Here is a 17,723-nt window from a genome sequence, read left to right on the forward strand (position 1 = left end):
TGGCCGGGGCGCCGAGCAAGCTGGGCCGTGCCGGCCTAGAATCGCCCCCTTCATGAGCGCCGTATCCTTTCAGCACGTCTCCAAGACCTTCGACTCCGGCGGGCGCACCGTGCGCGCCCTGCAAGATGTCAGCTTTGACATCGAAGAAGGCGAGTTTTTTGGTTTGCTGGGCCCCAATGGGGCCGGCAAGACCACCCTCATCAGCATCCTCGCAGGGCTGAGCCGCGCTTCGGCCGGCCGTGTCACCGTGCAAGGGCACGATGTGGTGAGCGATTTCGCTGCCTCGCGCCGCGCCCTGGGCGTGGTGCCCCAGGAACTGGTCTTTGACCCGTTCTTTTCAGTGCGTGAAACGCTGCGCAACCAGAGTGCTTACTTTGGCCTCAAGCGCAACGACGACTGGATCGACGAGTTGCTCGCCCACCTGGGCCTGAGCGACAAGGCCGAGGCCAATATGCGCCAGCTCTCGGGCGGCATGAAGCGCCGCGTTCTGGTGGCCCAGGCCCTGGTGCACCGCCCACCCGTCATCGTGCTCGACGAGCCCACCGCCGGGGTTGACGTGGAACTGCGTCAGACCCTGTGGCATTTCATCGCCCGCCTCAACAAGGAAGGGCACACCGTGCTGCTGACCACCCATTACCTGGAAGAGGCCGAGGCCCTGTGCCACCGCATCGGGATGCTCAAAAAGGGCGAGCTGGTCGCGCTCGATCGCACTTCGGCCCTGCTGGCCGGCACCGCCTCCACGATGCTGCGCTTCAAAACCGACGCTACCTTGCCGCCTGACTTGGCTGCGCAGGCCCGCATCACGGGTCGCATCGTGCAGTTGCCAGCACGTGACGCTGCCGAGGTTGAAACCCTGTTGACGCGTCTGCGCGAGGCCGGGTGCGGGATCGAAGACCTGGAATTGGGCCGTGCCGACCTGGAGGACGTCTTCCTGGCCATCATGCAAGGTCAGCAAGGAGGCCGGGCATGAATTGGCGCCAGTCTTTCGAGGGCGCTCGCCCTCTGTTCATCAAGGAAGTGATGCGGTTCTGGAAGGTGGCCTTCCAGACCGTGGGCGCGCCCGTGCTCACCGGCATGCTCTACCTGCTCATTTTCGGCCATGTGCTCGAAGAGCATGTCGAGATCTTCCCGGGCGTGCGTTACACCAGCTTCCTCATCCCCGGCCTGGTGATGATGAGCCTGTTGCAGAACGCCTTCGCCAACGCCTCCTCCTCGCTCATCCAGAGCAAGATCACGGGCAATCTGGTCTTCATCTTGCTGACGCCCTTGTCGCACCGGGCGTGGTTCCTTGCCTATGTGGGCGCGGCCTTGGTGCGTGGCCTGGTGGTGGGCCTGGGCGTGTTCGTCGTCGCGGCCTGGTTTGCCTGGCCGGGGCTGGCCGAGCCGTGGTGGATGCTGACGTTTGCCGTGCTCGGCGGCACCTTGCTGGGTTCGCTCGGCCTGATCGCCGGCCTGTGGGCCGAGAAGTTCGACCAACTGGCGGCCTTCCAGAACTTCGTCATCGTGCCCATGACCTTCCTGTCAGGCGTGTTCTACTCGGTGCACTCACTGCCGCCGTTCTGGCACAGCGTCTCCCACCTCAATCCCTTCTTTTACCTGATCGACGGCTTCCGTCGGGGCTTCTTTGGCGTCAGCGACGCCAACCCCTGGCTGAGCCTCGCAGTCGTGGGCACTGCCACGACGCTGGTCGCCTTGCTGGCCCTGCGCCTGCTCAAGACCGGCTACAAAATCCGTCACTGATTGCCTGAAAGACGCGCCATGGCCAACCCCACCCCCGACGAAGTCCAGCACTACATTGCCGCCGGCCTGCCTTGCACCCATCTGTCTGTCGATGGTGACGGTCAGCATTTCTTTGCCACCATCGTCTCCAGCGAGTTCGAAGGCAAGACCCGGATCGCGCGTCACCAGCGCGTTTACCAGGCCCTCGGCGATAGAATGCGGGAGCAGATCCATGCGCTGTCGATGAAGACCCTGACGCCCGCCGAGTGGGCCGCGCAGGCCTGAGTCGGCCGCACACGGTTTTTTCACGGTCACCCTTCATTCAGGCGCGACTCCCACCGTGGTGGGGGCATCGCGCCCTCTGTGTTTCATGGACAAACTCCTGATCCGTGGCGGTCGTCGCCTCCAAGGCGAAGTGACGATCTCCGGCGCCAAGAACGCCGCCTTGCCCGACCTGTGCGCCACGCTGTTGAGCGCCGAGCCGGTGACCCTGGCCAACGTGCCGCAGTTGCAGGACGTGTCCACCACGTTCAAGCTGCTGGCCAACATGGGCGTGGTCGCCCGTCGTCACGACGACAACCCCGACCTGGTCACGCTCGACGCCGGTGGGGTCGCCAATCCCGAAGCACCGTACGAGCTGGTCAAGACCATGCGCGCCTCCATCCTGGTGCTGGGTCCCCTGCTGGCGCGCTTCGGTCGTGCCCGCGTGTCGCTGCCCGGTGGTTGCGCCATCGGCTCTCGCCCGGTTGACCAGCACATCAAGGGTCTGCAGGCCATGGGCGCGCAGATCACGGTGGCACACGGCTACATCGAAGCCAGCACCCCGCTGGACGCGAACGGCCAGCCCACCCGTCTGAAGGGCGCCAGCATCACCACCGACATGGTGACGGTGACCGGCACCGAGAACTTCCTGATGGCTGCAGCCCTGGCCGAGGGCGAAACCATCCTTGAGAACGCCGCGCAAGAGCCCGAAATTTCCGACCTGGTCGACCTGTTGGTGGCCATGGGCGCCCAGATCGAAGGCCGGGGCACCAGCCGCATCCGCATCCAGGGTGTCGAGCGTTTGCACGGCCTCACGCCTGCGCAGGCCCATCAGATCATCCCCGACCGCATCGAGGCTGGCACCTTCCTGTGCGCCGTCGGTGCCGCTGGGGGGGACGTCACCCTGCGCCGTGCCAAGGCCGAACACCTGGGCGCGGTCATCGACAAGCTGCGTGAAGCCGGTGTCGGCATCGAAACCGGTGCCGACTGGATCCGTGTGACCGCCAACAGCCGCCCGAAGGCCGTGGGCTTCCGCACCCGTGAATACCCCGCCTTCCCGACCGACATGCAAGCCCAGTTCATGGCGCTCGACTGCGTGGCCGAAGGCAGCGCGGTGATCCACGAGACCATCTTTGAAAACCGTTTCATGCACGTCAACGAACTGATCCGCCTGGGCGCCAACATCACGGTGGACGGTCGCAGTGCGGTCGTCACCGGTGTGCCCAAGCTGTCGGGCGCCACCGTCATGGCCACCGACCTGCGCGCCTCGGCCAGCCTCGTGATCGCCGGCCTGGTGGCCGTGGGCGAAACCCTGGTCGACCGCATCTACCACCTTGACCGTGGCTACGACCGCATGGAAGCCAAGCTGCGCGGCATCGGTGCCGACATCGAACGTGTCAAGGGAGCCGCCTGATCATGATCACCCTCGCCCTGTCCAAAGGCCGCATCTTCGAAGAAACCTTGCCCCTGCTGGCCGCTGCCGGCATCGAGGTGACCGAAGACCCGGAAAAGACCCGCAAGCTCATCCTCAACACCAACCGCCCTGACGTGCGCGTGGTGCTGGTGCGCGCCACCGACGTGCCCACCTACGTGGCCTATGGTGGTGCCGACATCGGTGTGGCCGGCAAGGACATCCTCATCGAGCACGCCGGCAGCGCCGGTGGCAACGATGGCCTGTACCAGCCGCTCGACCTCAACATCGCCAAGTGCCACATGAGCGTGGCCGTGCGTGCCGACTTCGACTACGCCGCCGCCGTCAAACAGGGTTCGCGCATCCGCGTGGCCACCAAGTACACCACCATCGCCCGCGAGCACTTTGCCAACAAGGGCGTGCACGTGGACCTGATCAAGCTGTACGGCTCGATGGAGCTGGCCCCCTTGACCGGTCTGGCCGACGCCATCGTCGACCTGGTGTCCACCGGCAACACCCTCAAGGCCAACAAGCTGGTTGAGGTCGAGCACATCATGGACATCAGCTCGCGCCTCGTGGTCAACCAGGCCGCCCTCAAGCTCAAGCGCGATGCCATCCGTTCGCTGATCCAGGCGTTCGAATCGGCCATCCCGGCCTGATTTACCTGCCCAGCGCGTTGCCTGCGCTATGACGCTGATCGCGAGAACCCATCGCCTTGGCGTCGCTCTTGCCCCTGATTTCTGAGATCCTTGGCACCATGACAGTCCAGATTCGCCACCTCGCCACCTCCCAGTCCGACTTCGAAGCCGCCTTCCAGAAAGTGCTGCATTGGTCGGCCGAGACCGACACGGCCATCGAAGACCGCGTGGCTGCCATCCTGGCCGATGTGCGCGCCCGCGGCGATGCCGCCGTGCTGGAGTACACCGCCCGTTTCGACGCGCTCGACGTGGCGAGCATGGCCGACCTCGAACTGGGCCAGGCCGAACTGAAGGTCGCCTTCGACAGCCTGCCTGCTGAGCAGCGCACGGCGCTGGAAGCCGCCGCCGCCCGCGTGCGCAGCTACCACGAGCGCCAGAAGCAGGCCTGCGGCCTGAGCTGGTCCTACCGTGACGAAGACGGCACCCTGCTGGGCCAGAAGGTCACGGCGCTCGACCGCGTGGGCATCTACGTGCCCGGCGGCAAGGCCGCCTATCCCTCGTCCGTGCTGATGAATGCCATTCCCGCCCACGTGGCTGGCGTGGCCGAGATCATCATGGTCGTGCCCACACCCCGCGGAGAAAAGAACCCGCTGGTGCTGGCCGCCGCCTATGTGGCTGGCGTCAGCCGTGCCTTCACCATCGGTGGTGCGCAGGCCGTGGCCGCCCTGGCCTATGGCACTGCGACCGTGCCGAAGGTCGACAAGATCACCGGCCCCGGCAACGCCTACGTGGCCAGTGCCAAGAAGCACGTTTTCGGCCAGGTCGGCATCGACATGATCGCCGGTCCCAGCGAAATCCTCGTACTGGCCGACGGCACCACGCCGCCCGACTGGGTGGCCATGGACCTGTTCAGCCAAGCCGAGCACGACGAGCTGGCGCAAAGCATCCTGCTGTGCCCGGACGCTGGCTACATCGCCAAGGTTCAAGCTGAAATCGACCGCCTGCTGCCCACCATGCCGCGCGCCGACATCATCCGCGCCTCCCTGGAAGGGCGGGGCGCCTTGATCCTCACGCGCAGCATGGAAGAGGCCTGCGAGATCAGCAACCGCATCGCGCCGGAACACCTGGAAGTCAGCAGCAACGCCCCCCACACCTGGGAGCCACTGCTGCGTCACGCAGGCGCCATCTTCCTGGGGGCCTACACGTCCGAGTCGCTGGGCGACTACTGCGCCGGCCCCAACCATGTGCTGCCGACCTCCGGCACCGCGCGTTTCAGCTCGCCCCTGGGGGTCTATGACTTCCAAAAGCGCAGCAGCCTGATCGAGGTCAGCGAAGCCGGTGCCCAGGTGCTGGGTAAAACGGCGGCCGTGCTGGCCTATGGCGAAGGCCTGCAGGCCCATGCCCAGGCGGCCGAGTTCCGCCTGCGCGTCAAGACCCCGAGCTGATACCGCCCCCCGGTACCTGGGGACGGGGCTGTTCAGCGATCAGACTTGGCGTTAGCATCAGCGGGAAACGGCGATTGTTCTGATTTCTGATCAGATGTGGCAAGGCGTCGAACCGCTGGGAGTGCGTGTGCTGAGTGCCGTTGGGCTGATCGTCGTCAGTTTGTGTGCGGGTGGTTGTGCCGGTGCCTGGCATGACCGGTGAAGGTGTGTCTGTGCCCACCTGGGGCCTGCTGCTCCTCGTGCTGGCAATGGCCCTGGCCTTCCTGATGAGCCTGCGCACCCATCCTGACCCAAGGCGTGGCGCGCGCGCGGGCCTGGGCAATGCCCTGTTGTCATCTGACCCCTTGCAGCGGGCACGCATCTGGCGCTTCCTGTTCGGCGCCAGCAACCATGCATTTGGCCTGCTGGCCTTGAATTACGGCGCGCAGCGTGGGGTGCTCAATGCCCCATCAGCCCACCTGTTGACTGCCGTGGCGGCGCTGGCCATCGGTGGCATTTACCTCGTGCTGCGAACAGGCTGGAACCGGCGCTTCGCCGATCCGGCGCTGACCGAAGCCCAGATGTGGGTGGGCATTGTCTTGCTGGGCTGGGGCTACCTGATCGGTGGGCCGGGCCGGCCCGTGGCCCTGATCCTGCTCTTCGTCATCCTGATGTTCGCCTTGCTCACGGTCACGTTCCGGCAGATGACGCGCGCGAGCGCGCTGGCGGTGCTGGTGTTTGGCGCGGCTTCGCTGGGGGTGGTCGGGCGGGAGGGCGCGCTGCCGCTCACCGTCGACTTGCAGGTGCTGTACTTCTGCGTCCTGCTGATCATCCTGAGCTGCGCCTGTGTGCTGGTTCGACAGCTCGCACTCTTGCGCGAACGGGCCGCGCACGCCCGCCACGATTTGGCCGAGGCCATGGCCAAGCTCCACGGGCAGGTCATCCGGGACGAGTTGACCGGGCTGTTCAACCGTCGCCACATGCACAAGCTCCTGCGCATCGAACAGAGTCGGGCCGACCGCTCCGGTTTCCCCTGGTGTGTGGCCATGATCGACCTGGACCTGTTCAAGAAGGTGAATGACGAGCACGGTCACCCTGTCGGCGACGAGGTGCTGCGCTCGACCGCCCAGGTGCTCAGTGGTGGGCTGCGTGGGGCCGATCAGGTGGCCCGCTGGGGTGGGGAGGAATTCCTTGTCATGTTCCCGGACACCGACAGCGACGATGCTTGTCAGGTGCTCGAGCGCATCGGGCAGGCCCTGTCGCGCACCCAGGTGAGCCCGACCGTGCCGGATCTGAGGGTCACGTTCTCGGCCGGCGTCACGCGCCATTTGGCCGACGAGCCTTTGGCACGCACCATCGACCGCGCCGACCATGCCCTCTACCGCGCCAAAGCCGCGGGACGCAACCGCACGGAGTGCCTGTTCGGGCCGACGTGACGGCCTGGATGACACCCTCGTGAGATAATCGATCGGGCTAACCGCGCTGCTTCAGCCTTGGCCTCATGAGCACCTCCGATACCCTGTTGAACACCTTCCGCGCCGATGTGCGCGCCATGCACGCCTACCACGTGCAGGATGCCGCCGGCTACATCAAGCTCGACGCGATGGAGAACCCCTTCACCCTGCCGCCCGCGCTGCAGGATGAGCTGGGCCAGCGTCTGGGCCAGGTGGCCCTGAACCGCTACCCGGGCGCACGCCAGCAAGACCTGCACGCCGCCTTGCGCCGCCATGCGCACGTGCCTGCAGATTGCGGGCTGGTGCTGGGCAATGGCTCGGACGAACTGATCTCGCTGTTGTCGGTGGCCTGTGCACAACCTGGCGCCGTGGCCCTGGCACCGTTGCCGGGCTTTGTGATGTACGAGGCCTTCGCCAAGCAAAATGGCATGCTCTTTGTGGGCGTGCCGCTGACGGCCGATTTCGAGCTCGACACGCCCGCCATGCTGGCGGCGATCCGCGAACATCGCCCGGCCCTGACCTACATCGCCTACCCGAACAACCCGACCGCCAACCTGTGGAACGACGACGCCATCGAGCAGATCGTGCAGGCCGTGGGCGCCAATGGGGTCGGACTGGTCGTGATCGACGAGGCCTACCAGCCTTTCGCCAGCAAGAGCTACCTCGATCGCCTGGCGCGCCACCCCCATGTGCTGCTGATGCGCACGCTCTCCAAGTTTGGTCTGGCCGGCGTTCGCCTGGGTTACATGATGGGCCGCGCCGACCTGATCGAGCAGGTCGAGAAGGTGCGCCCGCCTTACAACATCAGCGTGCTCAACACCGAAGCTGCGCTGTTCGCGCTGGAGCACGCCGACGAGTTCGCCCGTCAGGCCGAGGTCATCAAGGCCGAGCGCGAGCGCCTGCTGGCCTTCCTGGCCACCTTGCCCGGTGCCCATGCCTATCCCAGCCAGGCCAACATGATCCTGGTGCGCGTCAACGACGCGGCGGCCACCTTTGCGGCCCTCAAGTCCCGAGGGATACTCATCAAGAATGTGTCCGGCCTGCACCAATTGCTGGCAAACTGTGTCCGATTGACCGTGGGCTTGCCCTCGGAAAATGATGCCTTGATGACGGCTTTGGCCGAGATCTTGCGTGAACCCCTGACAACTCCTTCTGCATGAACGCTCCTCAACAGGTGTCGGCCCCTGACTGCGCCGACCGCGTGGCCGAGGTCACCCGCCATACCGCCGAAACCCAGATCACCGCGCGCGTCAACCTCGACGGCACGGGGGCTGCCAAGCTGCACACCGGCATCGGGTTCTTCGACCACATGCTCGATCAGATTGCCCGTCACGGCCTGATCGACCTGGACATCCATGCGGTGGGCGACCTGCACATTGACGGCCACCACACGGTCGAAGACGTGGGCATCACCCTGGGTCAGGCCTTTGCCAAGGCCGTGGGCGACAAGAAGGGCATCCGCCGCTACGGCCATGCCTATGTGCCGTTGGACGAAGCGCTGTCGCGCGTCGTCATCGACTTCTCGGGCCGTCCGGGCCTGCACATCGACATCCCCTTCACCTCGGGCAGCATCGGTGGCTTCGACACGCAGCTGACCTACGAGTTCTTCCAGGGCTTCGTCAACCACGCGGGCGTCACGCTGCACATCGACAACCTCAAGGGTGTCAATGCGCACCACCAGTGCGAAACCGTGTTCAAGGCCTTTGCCCGCGCCCTGCGCGGCGCGCTGGAACGCGATCCCCGCATGGCCGGGGTGATCCCCTCGACCAAGGGCTCCCTGTGAGCCTCGCCCCTCTGTTGCCATCTTTGTGACTCTCATGAGCCAGACCTCGACAGTGGCCGTCATCGACTACGGCATGGGCAATCTGCGATCGGTATCGCAAGCGGTGGAACACGCGGCCAAGGACCTGAACCTGAACGTGGTGGTCACCAACGACCCCGCCGTGGTGCGCGCCGCCCAGCGCGTCGTGTTGCCGGGGCAGGGCGCCATGCGTGACTGCATGGCCGAATTGCGTGGCGCCCATGGCGGCGACCTGCTCGGTGCAGTGCTGGACGCGGCCGCGAACAAGCCCCTGATGGGCGTGTGCGTGGGCATGCAGATGCTGCTCGACCACTCCGAAGAGCAAGACACGCCCGGCCTGGGCCTGATCCCGGGCAAGGTGGTGCGTTTCCGTCTCGATGGCCTCACCCAGCCCGACGGCAGCCGCTACAAGGTGCCGCAGATGGGCTGGAACACCGTGCACCAGACTCGCCACGAAGGCGTCTGGGGCGGCCAGCCGCACCCGGTGTGGGCCGGCATCCCGGACAACAGCTACTTTTACTTCGTTCACAGCTACCATGCCGTCGTGGACGACCCCCGGCACAGCGCAGGCGAGACCGAATACGGTGTGCGCTTTACGTGCGCCGTTGCCAGGGATAATATTTTCGCGACGCAGTTCCACCCCGAAAAGAGTGCGGAGCATGGCTTGGCCCTGTATCGCAATTTCCTGCTCTGGCAGCCCTGATGTCGGGCCCGGGCTTTTCAACGACTTCCTCACTGACGCACCACAGCCATGCTGCTGATCCCTGCGATTGACCTGAAAGACGGCAAGTGTGTTCGCCTCAAGCAAGGCGACATGAACGATTCCACCACCTTTGGCGAAGACCCGGCCGCGATGGCCCGGCGCTGGCTGGATGCCGGCGCGCGTCGCCTGCACCTGGTGGACCTCAATGGCGCTTTTGCCGGCCAGCCTGTCAACCAGGCGGCCATCAAGGCCATCCTCAAAGAGGTCGGCGAAGAGATCCCCGTGCAACTGGGCGGCGGCATCCGTGACCTCGACACCATCGAGCGCTACCTCGACGGCGGCCTGAGCTACGTCATCATCGGCACCGCAGCGGTCAAGAACCCCGGTTTCCTGCGCGACGCCTGCACCGCCTTTGGCGGTCACATCATCGTCGGCCTCGACGCCAAGGACGGCAAGGTCGCCACCGATGGCTGGAGCAAGCTCTCCGGTCACGAAGTCGTGGACCTGGCCAAGAAGTTCGAAGACTATGGCGTCGAAGGCGTCATCTACACCGACATCGGCCGTGACGGCATGCTCTCGGGCGTGAACATCGAAGCGACCGTCAAGCTGGCCCAGGCGCTGAGCATCCCCGTGATCGCCTCGGGCGGCCTGTCCAACATCCAGGACATCGAACGCCTGTGCGCGGTCGAATCCGAGGGCGTCGAAGGCGTGATCTGTGGCCGCGCCATCTACACTGGTGACCTCGATTTCGCCGCCGGCCAAAAGCGCGCCGACGAACTCAACGGCGGCGTCTGACGTGCTGGCCAAACGCATCATTCCCTGCCTGGACGTGACCGGTGGTCGCGTCGTCAAGGGCGTCAACTTCGTCGAGTTGCGTGACGCCGGCGACCCGGTCGAGATCGCTGCGCGCTACAACGACCAGGGCGCCGACGAGCTGACCTTCCTGGACATCACCGCCACCAGCGATGGTCGCGACGTGATCTTGCACATCATCGAAGCCGTGGCCTCGCAGGTCTTCATTCCGCTGACGGTGGGTGGGGGCGTGCGCACGGTCGAAGACGTGCGCCGCCTGCTCAATGCCGGCGCCGACAAGGTCAGCTTCAACTCGGCTGCGCTGGCCAACCCGCCGGTCATCCGCGAAGCGTCCGAGCGTTACGGCTCGCAGTGCATTGTGGTGGCCATCGACGCGAAGAAGCGCCAGGGCGACGATCTGGTGGCACGCGGACCGGGCTGGGACGTGTACAGCCACGGGGGCCGCAAGAACGTGGGCCTCGATGCCGTGGCCTGGGCCAAGCAGATGGCCGAACACGGTGCCGGCGAGATCCTGCTGACCAGCATGGACCGTGACGGCACGAAGTCCGGTTTCGATCTGGAGCTGACCCGGGCCGTGAGCGACGCGGTTGGCGTGCCCGTGATCGCTTCGGGCGGCGTGGGCAACCTCGACCACCTGGCCGATGGCGTGCAGCAGGGCGGGGCCGATGCGGTGCTGGCCGCCAGCATCTTCCACTACGGTGAGTACACTGTGGCGCAGGCCAAGGCCTTGATGGCACAGCGCGGCATCCCGGTGCGGCTCTGATTGCGTGGCAGGGGCAGAGGATCCTGCCCAGGCCCCCTGCAAAAAGGCCGCGTTCATCGCGGCCTTTTCTTTGTGCATGGTGACGTGCGGCCGAGGCCGTTGGTGCCGCTCCGCCCGTCGCCGTGCGGTGTTCCGATCACGCCGGGTTGTCGATCTCGATGAAGGTGTGCTGCACGCCCATCTGCGCCGCCAGGTGTTGGCCCAGCGCCTGCACCCCATAGCGCTCGCTGGCGTGGTGACCGCAGGCCAGGAAGGCCACACCGGTTTCACGCGCATAGTGCGCTTGCGGTTCGGAGATCTCACCGGTGAGGAACACGTCGGCGCCGGCCGCAATGGCGCCTTCGAAGTAGCTCTGCGCGCCACCGCTGCACCAGGCCACGCGTCGCAGCGGGCGACCATCGCCGGCCAAGCCGATAGGCTCGCGCCCCATTACCTCGCGAACGCGCGCCTGCAGCGTGCTCCAATCCAAGCCCGCTGGCGCCGACCCGATGAAACCCAGGTCTTGCTCGCCAAAGCGCGCATCGGCCTGCAGCCCCAATTTCTCGCCCCACTGCGCGTTGTTGCCCAGGCTGGCATGGGCGTCCAGTGGCAGGTGATAGGCCAGCAGGTTGATGTCATGGGCGAGCAGGCGCTGCAGGCGCTGTTTCATCCAGCCGGTCACGCGGCCGTCCTGCCCCTTCCAGAACAGGCCGTGGTGCACCAGGATGGCATCGGCGCCGGCCTCGATGGCCGCTTCGATCAGCGCCAGGCTGGCCGTCACCCCGGTCACCACCTTGCGAATGACCTGCTTGCCCTCCACCTGCAGACCGTTCGGCCCATAATCCCGAAAGCGTTCGGCTTCCAGCAGTTGGTGGAGGTGGGAATGCAGGGTGTCTCTATCGATCACGGCGGGCCCTTTCTGGCTTGTGATGTTCATGCGCAAAACCTGGTTGATTTTCTCGCAGACGGTGACCGTTGCCGTCGGTGTGCTCTTTGTTGTGGCGACCTTCCGTCCGCAGTGGCTGTCGGCCTGGACGTCCCGACAGGGCCTGCCCGCGCCCACGGTGCTCGTGGCCCCGTCGCCGGCCGCCAGTGCCGCCAGCGCTGAGCGCCAAGCCCTCACCAGTTTCCGTGATGCTGCTCGCAAGGCCGCGCCCACGGTGGTCAGCGTGAGTGCCAGCAACACGGCGGCCCGCCAGAACCGCCGCAGCGATCCGTGGTTCCGTTATTTCTTCGGTGACCAGGAGTCGCAGCCACAGTCCGGCGTGGGCTCGGGGGTGATTGTCTCGCCGGAAGGCTATGTGCTCACCAACAACCATGTGGTCGACCGCATGGACGACATCCAGATCATGCTCACCGACGGCCGCAAAGCGTCGGCCAAGGTCATCGGCACCGATCCGGACACCGATCTGGCCGTGCTCAAGGTCGAACTCGATCGCCTACCCGCCATCACCTTTGGCAGCTCCGACGCCTTGCAGGTGGGTGACGCTGTGCTGGCCATCGGCAACCCCTTCGGCGTGGGCCAGACCGTCACCTCGGGCATCGTCAGTGCCCTGGGGCGCAACCAACTGGGCATCAACACCTTCGAGAATTTCATCCAGACCGACGCGGCCATCAACCCTGGTAACTCGGGCGGCGCGCTGGTGGACATCGAAGGCAACCTGGTGGGCATCAACAGCGCGATCTACTCCCGCTCGGGCGGCAGCATGGGCATCGGATTCGCGATTCCCGTGTCCACGGCCCGTCAGGTGATGGAGAGCCTGATCCGCGACGGTCAGGTCACCCGGGGCTGGATCGGCGTTGAGCCGCGCGACCTGACGCCCGAGATTGCCGAAACCTTCAACCTGCCGCTCAAGGAAGGCGTGCTGATCACCGGCGTGCTACACAACGGCCCGGCGGCCTTGGGTGGCGTGCGCCCAGGCGATGTGGTGGTGGAAGTGGCCTCGCAGAAGGTCGCGAACACGGCCCAGTTGCTCAATGCCGTGGCCGCGCTCAAACCCGGTGAGGCGGCTCAGTTGCGCCTGCTGCGCGGCGGCCAGAGCCTGACCGCCATGGTCACGGTGGCCAAGCGCCCGCGGATGGCCATGCCAGCGCAGCCCCAGCAGGACGACAGCGAAGAGTGAGCCCCAAGCCCGCCGATGCGGGCTTTGTTTTTGGATCGTGGAAGTGGGCTGCGACGAGGTGTTGGTTTTTTTGACACGCGCCTGCGGCCATGAACTTGGTGGTGCGTGAATGCCCTTTTTTTTCAAGAACTTAGCGCGCAGGTGGTGTTCTGGCACGGTCTATGCGTTGTGGTGAGTGCGGGGGCAGTTTTCAGCCCGTCAACAAGGCGCATCAACCAACGATGCGAGTTCATCATCATTCAGATGGGGTTCAAAATGAAACACTTGACGTCAACCATGATTGCCGCCGCAGCTTTGCTGGTGGGTACCCAGGCCAGTGCTGCGATGGTCGAAACTTGGAGCATCGACATTTCAGGCACCTGGACAGCTTATGCACCAGGCACCGTCATCCGGGATCAGGGGAACACTCGCTTGCGCTGGGGGGACGTCCCGGAGAACGAACAGAGCTCCCTGAGTGTCTCCAACCCGCTGGTCGATCCTACAGTGAACACCTATGTGGGGGGGGGTATCCCACCCGCGGCCAATGCGGCCCCGACCCTGACCCTGACGCACATCAACAACGTGATCCCGGCCGGGCAATCCCTCGGATCTGCGACGCTCACGGTGGCCTTGTCACTCACGCCGACGGTACCGGTGGGGCCGACACAAGCCTTGGTTCCGCTCAACTACCAGATCCAGTTTCTGGAAACGTCCAACGATGGCAGTTGCGAGGTGAACAGCCCCGTTCCTTGCAACGACATCTTCGTGTTGACCAGTGGTTTGTTGGATGAAGCATTCGTTTATGACGGGTTTACGTACTACGTGAATGCCTTCCCCATCGGCGGTACGGGCACCTTGGAGCCGCAGGGCGCAGGTGCTTGCGGTGCCGTCGGCCTGCCCGCTGGCTGCATTGGCTTCACGACGATTGAGAATCAGTCCAACAATGTGTTGTTCGGTCTGACCATCTCTACCCAGCCCATTCCTGAGCCTGCTGGCTTGGCCTTGGTGGGCTTGGCGCTGGCGGGTGCTGGCGTGGCGCGTCGCCGTGTGAACAAGGCTGCGTGATCTCCGAGCAGGGGCGCCGCTCTCTCAGTTGCCCCTGCCGGAAACACAAAGGCCCGCCATTGGCGGGCCTTTTCTTTTGCTTGGTGCAGGCGTTCAGCAAACGCTCAGCTCAGGTGGCTGCTGCATCGTCGCTGTCCGGCGCCTTGGTGTGCTTGACGAACAACTGCGCCGCCCAGATGCCCACCTCGTACAACAGGCACATCGGGATGGCCAGCGCCAGTTGCGAGACCACATCCGGCGGGGTGACCACGGCGGCAATCACGAAAGCGATCACGATGAAGTAGCTGCGGAAGTCCTTGAGCTTTTGCACCGACACCATGCCCATGCGCGCCAGGATCACCAGCACCACCGGCACTTCGAAGGCAGCCCCAAAGGCCAGGAACATGTTGAGCACGAAGCTCAGGTAGGCCTCGATGTCAGGGGCCGCCGTGATGCTCTTGGGTGCGAAGCTCTGGATGAAGGTAAAGACCTTGCCAAACACGAAGAAGTAGCAAAACGCCACGCCCGCGAAGAAGAGCAGGGTGCTGGAGACGATCAGCGGCAGCACCAGCTTCTTTTCATGGGTGTACAGGCCCGGCGCCACAAAGGCCCAGATCTGATAGAGCACCACCGGCAGGGCCAGCATGAAGGCCGCCAGCATGGTCACCTTCACCGGCACCATGAAAGGCGAGATCGGGTTGGTGGCGATCAGCGTGGCGCCCTTGGGAAGGTGTTCGACCAAGGGCAAGGCCAGGAAGTCATACAGCCCCGACGGTGAAGGGTAGATGGCCAGCACCGCAAACGCCACCGCGATGGCGATCACCGCGCGGATCAAGCGGTCGCGCAGTTCGACCAGATGCGACACAAAGGGCTGCTCGGAGCCATCCAGCTCGTCTGGATTCTTGTTGGGATCGCTCACAGGGATGTGGTTCAGGGTTGGCGTGGCTTCGCGGCCACGGGGGGGCGGAAACGGGCCACACGGGCCGCGCCGGACTGCGCATGGCGCCGGATGCCGTGCTGTTGCTTGTACCAAAGCGGCATCGCGCCCCGCTTGAGACGCCAGTTTTTGCGAACCGGCTTGCCGCTGCCGTAGTAGGGCAGGTCCTCGTAAAAGCTGGCCGCCGTCGCTTGATCCTGCTCGCTCAGCGCCGCGCCCGCTTCTTCCAGGCTGGCCGACACGCTCTGGCCGATGTCGCGGGCGGCTTCTTCCAGCCCTTCCTTGGCCTTCTTGAGCTCTTCCAGTTCGATCGAGCGGTTGACCTCGCTCTTGACATCGGACAGGTAGCGCTGCGCCTTGCCCAGCAGCAAGCCCACCGTACGGGCCACCTTCGGCAACTTTTCCGGGCCGATCACGATCAAGGCAACCGCCCCGATCAAGGCCAGTTTGTCGATACCAAAATCAATCATGGATCAGGCCACTCCCGGCCGGCGGCAGGCCGCACCCATCAGGACTTGGTCTTGGTTTCGACGTCGACGGTGTTGACGTCGTCGCGGGTGGCGTTGGCGACCTTCTGCGGGTCGCTCGGCTCGCTGGTCGTGCCGTCACGCATCCCGTCCTTGAAGCCCTTGACGGCCGACCCAAGGTCGCCGCCGATGTTCTTGAGTTTCTTGGTGCCAAACACCAGGACGACGATGGCCAGCACGATCAACCAGTGCCAGATGCTGAAAGAACCCATGATGTACTCCGATAAAGGGGTGTGTCCCCACAATGAAACGTAATTCAGGCGCCTTGCGGGCCTGCGGCTGGCTTGCTGCGAGCGGCGAACTCTTCCAGACCTGACAGGCCTTCACGGCGCGCCAGTTCCCCCACCACATCCCGAGGGTTCACCCCCAGGTGGGCCATGGCCACCATCGAATGAAACCACAGATCTGCAAACTCTCCCACCAGAGCCTGGCGATGGGCCTCGCTGGGCTCGGCCGCCATGTCCTTGCCGGCCATCACCGTCTCGGTGGCTTCCTCGCCGACCTTCTTGAGGACGGTGTCGGTGCCCTTGTAGAACAGTCGGGCCACATAGCTCTTGTCAGGGTCACCACCTTTGCGTGACTCAATGACGCTGGCCAAGCGGCTCAACACGTCCAGGGTGTCCAGGGAATCGCTCATTTGTAGATGTGTTCGGGGTCTTTGAGAACCGGGTCGGCAGCAACCCACTCGCCATTCTCATATTTTTGAAAGAAGCAACTGTGACGGCCGGTGTGACAGGCGATGCCCGGTTCGTGACCGAGTTGTGTAACGCGCAACAGCACCACATCGTTGTCACAATCGAGGCGTATGGCGTGCACTTTCTGGATGTGGCCAGACTCCTCGCCCTTGTGCCACAAGCGCTTGCGCGAGCGACTCCAGTACACCGCCTCGCCCTTGTCGGCCGTCAAGGCGAGCGCCTCCCGGTTCATCCAGGCAAACATCAGCACATCACCGGTGCTGTCCTCCTGGGCAATGACCGGTACCAGACCGTTGTCATCCCAGCGAATCTCATCAAGCCACGTCATGGTGGGAGTGTAGCAATCGGCAAGCCAACCTGACCTTGCCCCTATAGCTGAGGTCACAATATGTTCATGTCAAGACCGCATGAAGAAAATTCCGCCGAACTGCTGGCCGTCACGATGGGCGATGCCTGTGGCATTGGCCCGGAGATCATTGCCCAGTGGTGGCCGGGTGGGCGTGAGGCCGTGGTGGTTGGCTGCCCTCAGGTGATGGCGAGGGCCGTGGGCTGGCTGCCCGCTGGGCGGCGTCCACGGGTGCGCGCACTCGCGGCGCTGAGCGAGGTGGCGACCCTGGCGGCCGACGAGATGGGGGTCTGGGCGCCCCCGGGCCTGCCCGAGGATCTGCTCGATGCCCCCGTGGGGCAGGTCGATGTGCGCGCTGGCCGGGCAGCCGCCGCGTCCATCCGCGAGGCCGTGCGACTGGCGCAGGCGGGGGAGGTGGCTGGCATCGTGACCGCCCCCCTGCACAAGGAGGCGCTGGCGCTGGCTGGGGAACCTTATCCCGGGCACACTGAATTGCTGCAGGCCGAAGGCAGTCCGCCCGGACAGCCGCCGGCGCCCGTGCGCATGATGCTGGCCAACGACCAGCTCAAAACCGTGCTGGTAACCATCCACGTGTCCCTGCGCCAAGCCATCGAGCAGGTGACGTTTGACAGCGTGCTCGAAACCTTGCGCATCACCCACCGCAGCGCCGCGTTGTGGGGGCAAAGCCAGCCGCGCATTGCGGTGGCCGGCCTCAATCCGCACGCCGGGGAGGGGGGGCTGTTTGGCGATGAAGAGCTGCGCATCATCGGTCCGGCCATCGAGGCGGCCCGATCCGAGGGCATCCACGCCATCGGCCCCATCGCGCCCGATACCGTCTTCATGCGTGCTCGCCATGCGCAGCCCGCCCACCCCGGGGAGTTCGACGTGGTCGTGGCGATGTACCACGACCAGGGTCTGATCCCCGTCAAATACCTTGGCCTGGAGCAAGGGGTCAATGTGACCTTGGGCTTGCCGTTCGTGCGCACCAGCCCGGATCACGGCACGGCGTTTGACCTGGCGGGGACCGGGCGGGCCGATGCAGCCAGCCTGGCCGCGGCCGCACGGATGGCGCGTGCGCTGGTGGCGGGTCGGCGTCGCTGAGCGCT

21 protein-coding genes are annotated in these 17,723 nt (G+C 65.1%); 15 read left to right on the forward strand and 6 right to left on the reverse strand.

Annotated features, from left to right (window positions below; genetic code table 11):
* Positions 1 to 52 precede the first annotated feature (52 nt).
* The 12 genes from RBT42_RS08460 (at position 53) to hisF (ending at position 10,987) form a co-directional block, all read left to right on the forward strand.
* The gene (locus tag RBT42_RS08460; RefSeq protein WP_320364080.1) at positions 53 to 970 is read left to right on the forward strand and encodes an ABC transporter ATP-binding protein; all 918 of its coding nucleotides are present in this window, start codon (positions 53 to 55) and stop codon (positions 968 to 970) included.
* On the forward strand, positions 967 to 1,740 hold the full coding sequence (locus tag RBT42_RS08465) for an ABC transporter permease (protein WP_320364082.1): 774 nt from the start codon (positions 967 to 969) through the stop codon (positions 1,738 to 1,740). Before RBT42_RS08460 ends, RBT42_RS08465 begins: the two co-directional genes overlap by 4 nt.
* An 18-nt stretch (positions 1,741 to 1,758) precedes the next feature.
* Complete coding sequence (locus RBT42_RS08470; protein WP_320364084.1) at positions 1,759 to 2,004, forward strand: BolA family protein; 246 nt, start codon at positions 1,759 to 1,761, stop codon at positions 2,002 to 2,004.
* 85 nt (positions 2,005 to 2,089) lie between these two features.
* A complete protein-coding gene (gene murA, locus RBT42_RS08475; RefSeq protein WP_320364086.1) occupies positions 2,090 to 3,394 on the forward strand; it encodes a UDP-N-acetylglucosamine 1-carboxyvinyltransferase in 1,305 nt (434 codons plus the stop codon).
* A 2-nt stretch (positions 3,395 to 3,396) separates the two neighbouring features.
* Complete coding sequence (gene hisG / locus RBT42_RS08480) at positions 3,397 to 4,050, forward strand: ATP phosphoribosyltransferase (RefSeq protein ID WP_320364088.1); 654 nt, start codon at positions 3,397 to 3,399, stop codon at positions 4,048 to 4,050.
* Between the two features lie 98 nt (positions 4,051 to 4,148).
* Positions 4,149 to 5,474, forward strand: coding sequence for a histidinol dehydrogenase (hisD, locus tag RBT42_RS08485; protein WP_320364090.1), 1,326 nt, complete (start codon positions 4,149 to 4,151; stop codon positions 5,472 to 5,474).
* 191 nt (positions 5,475 to 5,665) lie between these two features.
* On the forward strand, positions 5,666 to 6,889 hold the full coding sequence (locus RBT42_RS08490; RefSeq protein WP_320364092.1) for a diguanylate cyclase: 1,224 nt from the start codon (positions 5,666 to 5,668) through the stop codon (positions 6,887 to 6,889).
* 65 nt (positions 6,890 to 6,954) lie between these two features.
* On the forward strand, positions 6,955 to 8,067 hold the full coding sequence (hisC, locus tag RBT42_RS08495; protein ID WP_320364094.1) for a histidinol-phosphate transaminase: 1,113 nt from the start codon (positions 6,955 to 6,957) through the stop codon (positions 8,065 to 8,067).
* Entirely contained in the window at positions 8,064 to 8,690 is a 627-nt protein-coding gene (gene hisB / locus RBT42_RS08500; protein WP_320364096.1) for an imidazoleglycerol-phosphate dehydratase HisB, read from the forward strand. Before hisC ends, hisB begins: the two co-directional genes overlap by 4 nt.
* Positions 8,691 to 8,724: 34 nt before the next feature.
* Entirely contained in the window at positions 8,725 to 9,411 is a 687-nt protein-coding gene (gene hisH, locus RBT42_RS08505; RefSeq protein WP_320364098.1) for an imidazole glycerol phosphate synthase subunit HisH, read from the forward strand.
* A gap of 48 nt (positions 9,412 to 9,459) precedes the next feature.
* Positions 9,460 to 10,206, forward strand: a complete 747-nt coding sequence (hisA, locus tag RBT42_RS08510) for a 1-(5-phosphoribosyl)-5-[(5-phosphoribosylamino)methylideneamino]imidazole-4-carboxamide isomerase (protein ID WP_320364101.1) — start codon at positions 9,460 to 9,462, stop codon at positions 10,204 to 10,206.
* A gap of 1 nt (position 10,207) precedes the next feature.
* Positions 10,208 to 10,987 (forward strand): imidazole glycerol phosphate synthase subunit HisF, encoded by a 780-nt coding sequence (gene hisF, locus RBT42_RS08515; protein ID WP_320364103.1) that lies wholly within the window; start codon positions 10,208 to 10,210, stop codon positions 10,985 to 10,987.
* A gap of 136 nt (positions 10,988 to 11,123) precedes the next feature.
* On the opposite strand, the gene RBT42_RS08520 is transcribed toward hisF, so the two are convergent.
* Entirely contained in the window at positions 11,124 to 11,903 is a 780-nt protein-coding gene (locus RBT42_RS08520; protein ID WP_320364105.1) for a Nif3-like dinuclear metal center hexameric protein, read from the reverse strand.
* Between RBT42_RS08520 and RBT42_RS08525 the strand changes: the two genes are divergently transcribed.
* Both RBT42_RS08525 and RBT42_RS08530 read left to right on the forward strand, forming a co-directional pair.
* The gene (locus RBT42_RS08525; protein ID WP_320364107.1) at positions 11,902 to 13,089 is read left to right on the forward strand and encodes a Do family serine endopeptidase; all 1,188 of its coding nucleotides are present in this window, start codon (positions 11,902 to 11,904) and stop codon (positions 13,087 to 13,089) included. The two genes, RBT42_RS08520 and RBT42_RS08525, sit on opposite strands and share 2 nt — an antisense overlap.
* A gap of 255 nt (positions 13,090 to 13,344) precedes the next feature.
* Positions 13,345 to 14,133, forward strand: a complete 789-nt coding sequence (locus tag RBT42_RS08530; protein WP_413785875.1) for a THxN family PEP-CTERM protein — start codon at positions 13,345 to 13,347, stop codon at positions 14,131 to 14,133.
* A 109-nt stretch (positions 14,134 to 14,242) separates the two neighbouring features.
* Here RBT42_RS08530 and tatC read toward each other — a convergent pair whose 3' ends face one another.
* The 5 genes from tatC to hisI are packed head-to-tail and all read right to left on the reverse strand — an operon-like array spanning position 14,243 to position 16,599.
* The gene (gene tatC / locus RBT42_RS08535; RefSeq protein ID WP_320364111.1) at positions 14,243 to 15,031 is read right to left on the reverse strand and encodes a twin-arginine translocase subunit TatC; all 789 of its coding nucleotides are present in this window, start codon (positions 15,029 to 15,031) and stop codon (positions 14,243 to 14,245) included.
* Between the two features lie 11 nt (positions 15,032 to 15,042).
* Entirely contained in the window at positions 15,043 to 15,519 is a 477-nt protein-coding gene (gene tatB, locus RBT42_RS08540; protein ID WP_320364113.1) for a Sec-independent protein translocase protein TatB, read from the reverse strand.
* A gap of 38 nt (positions 15,520 to 15,557) precedes the next feature.
* Positions 15,558 to 15,788 (reverse strand): Sec-independent protein translocase subunit TatA, encoded by a 231-nt coding sequence (gene tatA / locus RBT42_RS08545; RefSeq protein WP_320364115.1) that lies wholly within the window; start codon positions 15,786 to 15,788, stop codon positions 15,558 to 15,560.
* 44 nt (positions 15,789 to 15,832) lie between these two features.
* Positions 15,833 to 16,213 carry a phosphoribosyl-ATP diphosphatase gene (locus RBT42_RS08550; RefSeq protein WP_320364117.1) on the reverse strand — a complete coding sequence of 127 codons (381 nt, stop codon included), beginning with the start codon at positions 16,211 to 16,213 and terminating at the stop codon, positions 15,833 to 15,835.
* The gene (gene hisI, locus RBT42_RS08555) at positions 16,210 to 16,599 is read right to left on the reverse strand and encodes a phosphoribosyl-AMP cyclohydrolase (protein ID WP_320364119.1); all 390 of its coding nucleotides are present in this window, start codon (positions 16,597 to 16,599) and stop codon (positions 16,210 to 16,212) included. Before hisI ends, RBT42_RS08550 begins: the two co-directional genes overlap by 4 nt.
* A 66-nt stretch (positions 16,600 to 16,665) precedes the next feature.
* Here hisI and pdxA point away from each other — a divergent pair, with 66 nt between their 5' ends.
* Complete coding sequence (pdxA, locus tag RBT42_RS08560; RefSeq protein WP_320364121.1) at positions 16,666 to 17,718, forward strand: 4-hydroxythreonine-4-phosphate dehydrogenase PdxA; 1,053 nt, start codon at positions 16,666 to 16,668, stop codon at positions 17,716 to 17,718.
* Positions 17,719 to 17,723: the final 5 nt, after the last annotated feature.

Source organism: Aquabacterium sp. (assembly GCF_034003525.1).
In the GTDB taxonomy this organism is placed as follows: Bacteria; Pseudomonadota; Gammaproteobacteria; order Burkholderiales; family Burkholderiaceae_C; genus Aquabacterium.

What these genes read in the sequence shown, in the direction of transcription:
- RBT42_RS08460 (WP_320364080.1), top strand. Translation starts at nt 53, where the DNA reads ATGAGCGCCGTATCCTTTCAGCACGTCTCCAAGACCTTCGACTCCGGC.
- RBT42_RS08465 (WP_320364082.1), top strand. Translation starts at nt 967, where the DNA reads ATGAATTGGCGCCAGTCTTTCGAGGGCGCTCGCCCTCTGTTCATCAAG.
- RBT42_RS08470 (WP_320364084.1), top strand. Translation starts at nt 1,759, where the DNA reads ATGGCCAACCCCACCCCCGACGAAGTCCAGCACTACATTGCCGCCGGC.
- murA (WP_320364086.1), top strand. Translation starts at nt 2,090, where the DNA reads ATGGACAAACTCCTGATCCGTGGCGGTCGTCGCCTCCAAGGCGAAGTG.
- hisG (WP_320364088.1), top strand. Translation starts at nt 3,397, where the DNA reads ATGATCACCCTCGCCCTGTCCAAAGGCCGCATCTTCGAAGAAACCTTG.
- hisD (WP_320364090.1), top strand. Translation starts at nt 4,149, where the DNA reads ATGACAGTCCAGATTCGCCACCTCGCCACCTCCCAGTCCGACTTCGAA.
- RBT42_RS08490 (WP_320364092.1), top strand. Translation starts at nt 5,666, where the DNA reads ATGACCGGTGAAGGTGTGTCTGTGCCCACCTGGGGCCTGCTGCTCCTC.
- hisC (WP_320364094.1), top strand. Translation starts at nt 6,955, where the DNA reads ATGAGCACCTCCGATACCCTGTTGAACACCTTCCGCGCCGATGTGCGC.
- hisB (WP_320364096.1), top strand. Translation starts at nt 8,064, where the DNA reads ATGAACGCTCCTCAACAGGTGTCGGCCCCTGACTGCGCCGACCGCGTG.
- hisH (WP_320364098.1), top strand. Translation starts at nt 8,725, where the DNA reads ATGAGCCAGACCTCGACAGTGGCCGTCATCGACTACGGCATGGGCAAT.
- hisA (WP_320364101.1), top strand. Translation starts at nt 9,460, where the DNA reads ATGCTGCTGATCCCTGCGATTGACCTGAAAGACGGCAAGTGTGTTCGC.
- RBT42_RS08525 (WP_320364107.1), top strand. Translation starts at nt 11,902, where the DNA reads ATGCGCAAAACCTGGTTGATTTTCTCGCAGACGGTGACCGTTGCCGTC.
- RBT42_RS08520 (WP_320364105.1), bottom strand. Translation starts at nt 11,903, where the DNA reads ATGAACATCACAAGCCAGAAAGGGCCCGCCGTGATCGATAGAGACACC.
- RBT42_RS08530 (WP_413785875.1), top strand. Translation starts at nt 13,345, where the DNA reads ATGAAACACTTGACGTCAACCATGATTGCCGCCGCAGCTTTGCTGGTG.
- tatB (WP_320364113.1), bottom strand. Translation starts at nt 15,519, where the DNA reads ATGATTGATTTTGGTATCGACAAACTGGCCTTGATCGGGGCGGTTGCC.
- tatA (WP_320364115.1), bottom strand. Translation starts at nt 15,788, where the DNA reads ATGGGTTCTTTCAGCATCTGGCACTGGTTGATCGTGCTGGCCATCGTC.
- RBT42_RS08550 (WP_320364117.1), bottom strand. Translation starts at nt 16,213, where the DNA reads ATGAGCGATTCCCTGGACACCCTGGACGTGTTGAGCCGCTTGGCCAGC.
- hisI (WP_320364119.1), bottom strand. Translation starts at nt 16,599, where the DNA reads ATGACGTGGCTTGATGAGATTCGCTGGGATGACAACGGTCTGGTACCG.
- pdxA (WP_320364121.1), top strand. Translation starts at nt 16,666, where the DNA reads ATGTCAAGACCGCATGAAGAAAATTCCGCCGAACTGCTGGCCGTCACG.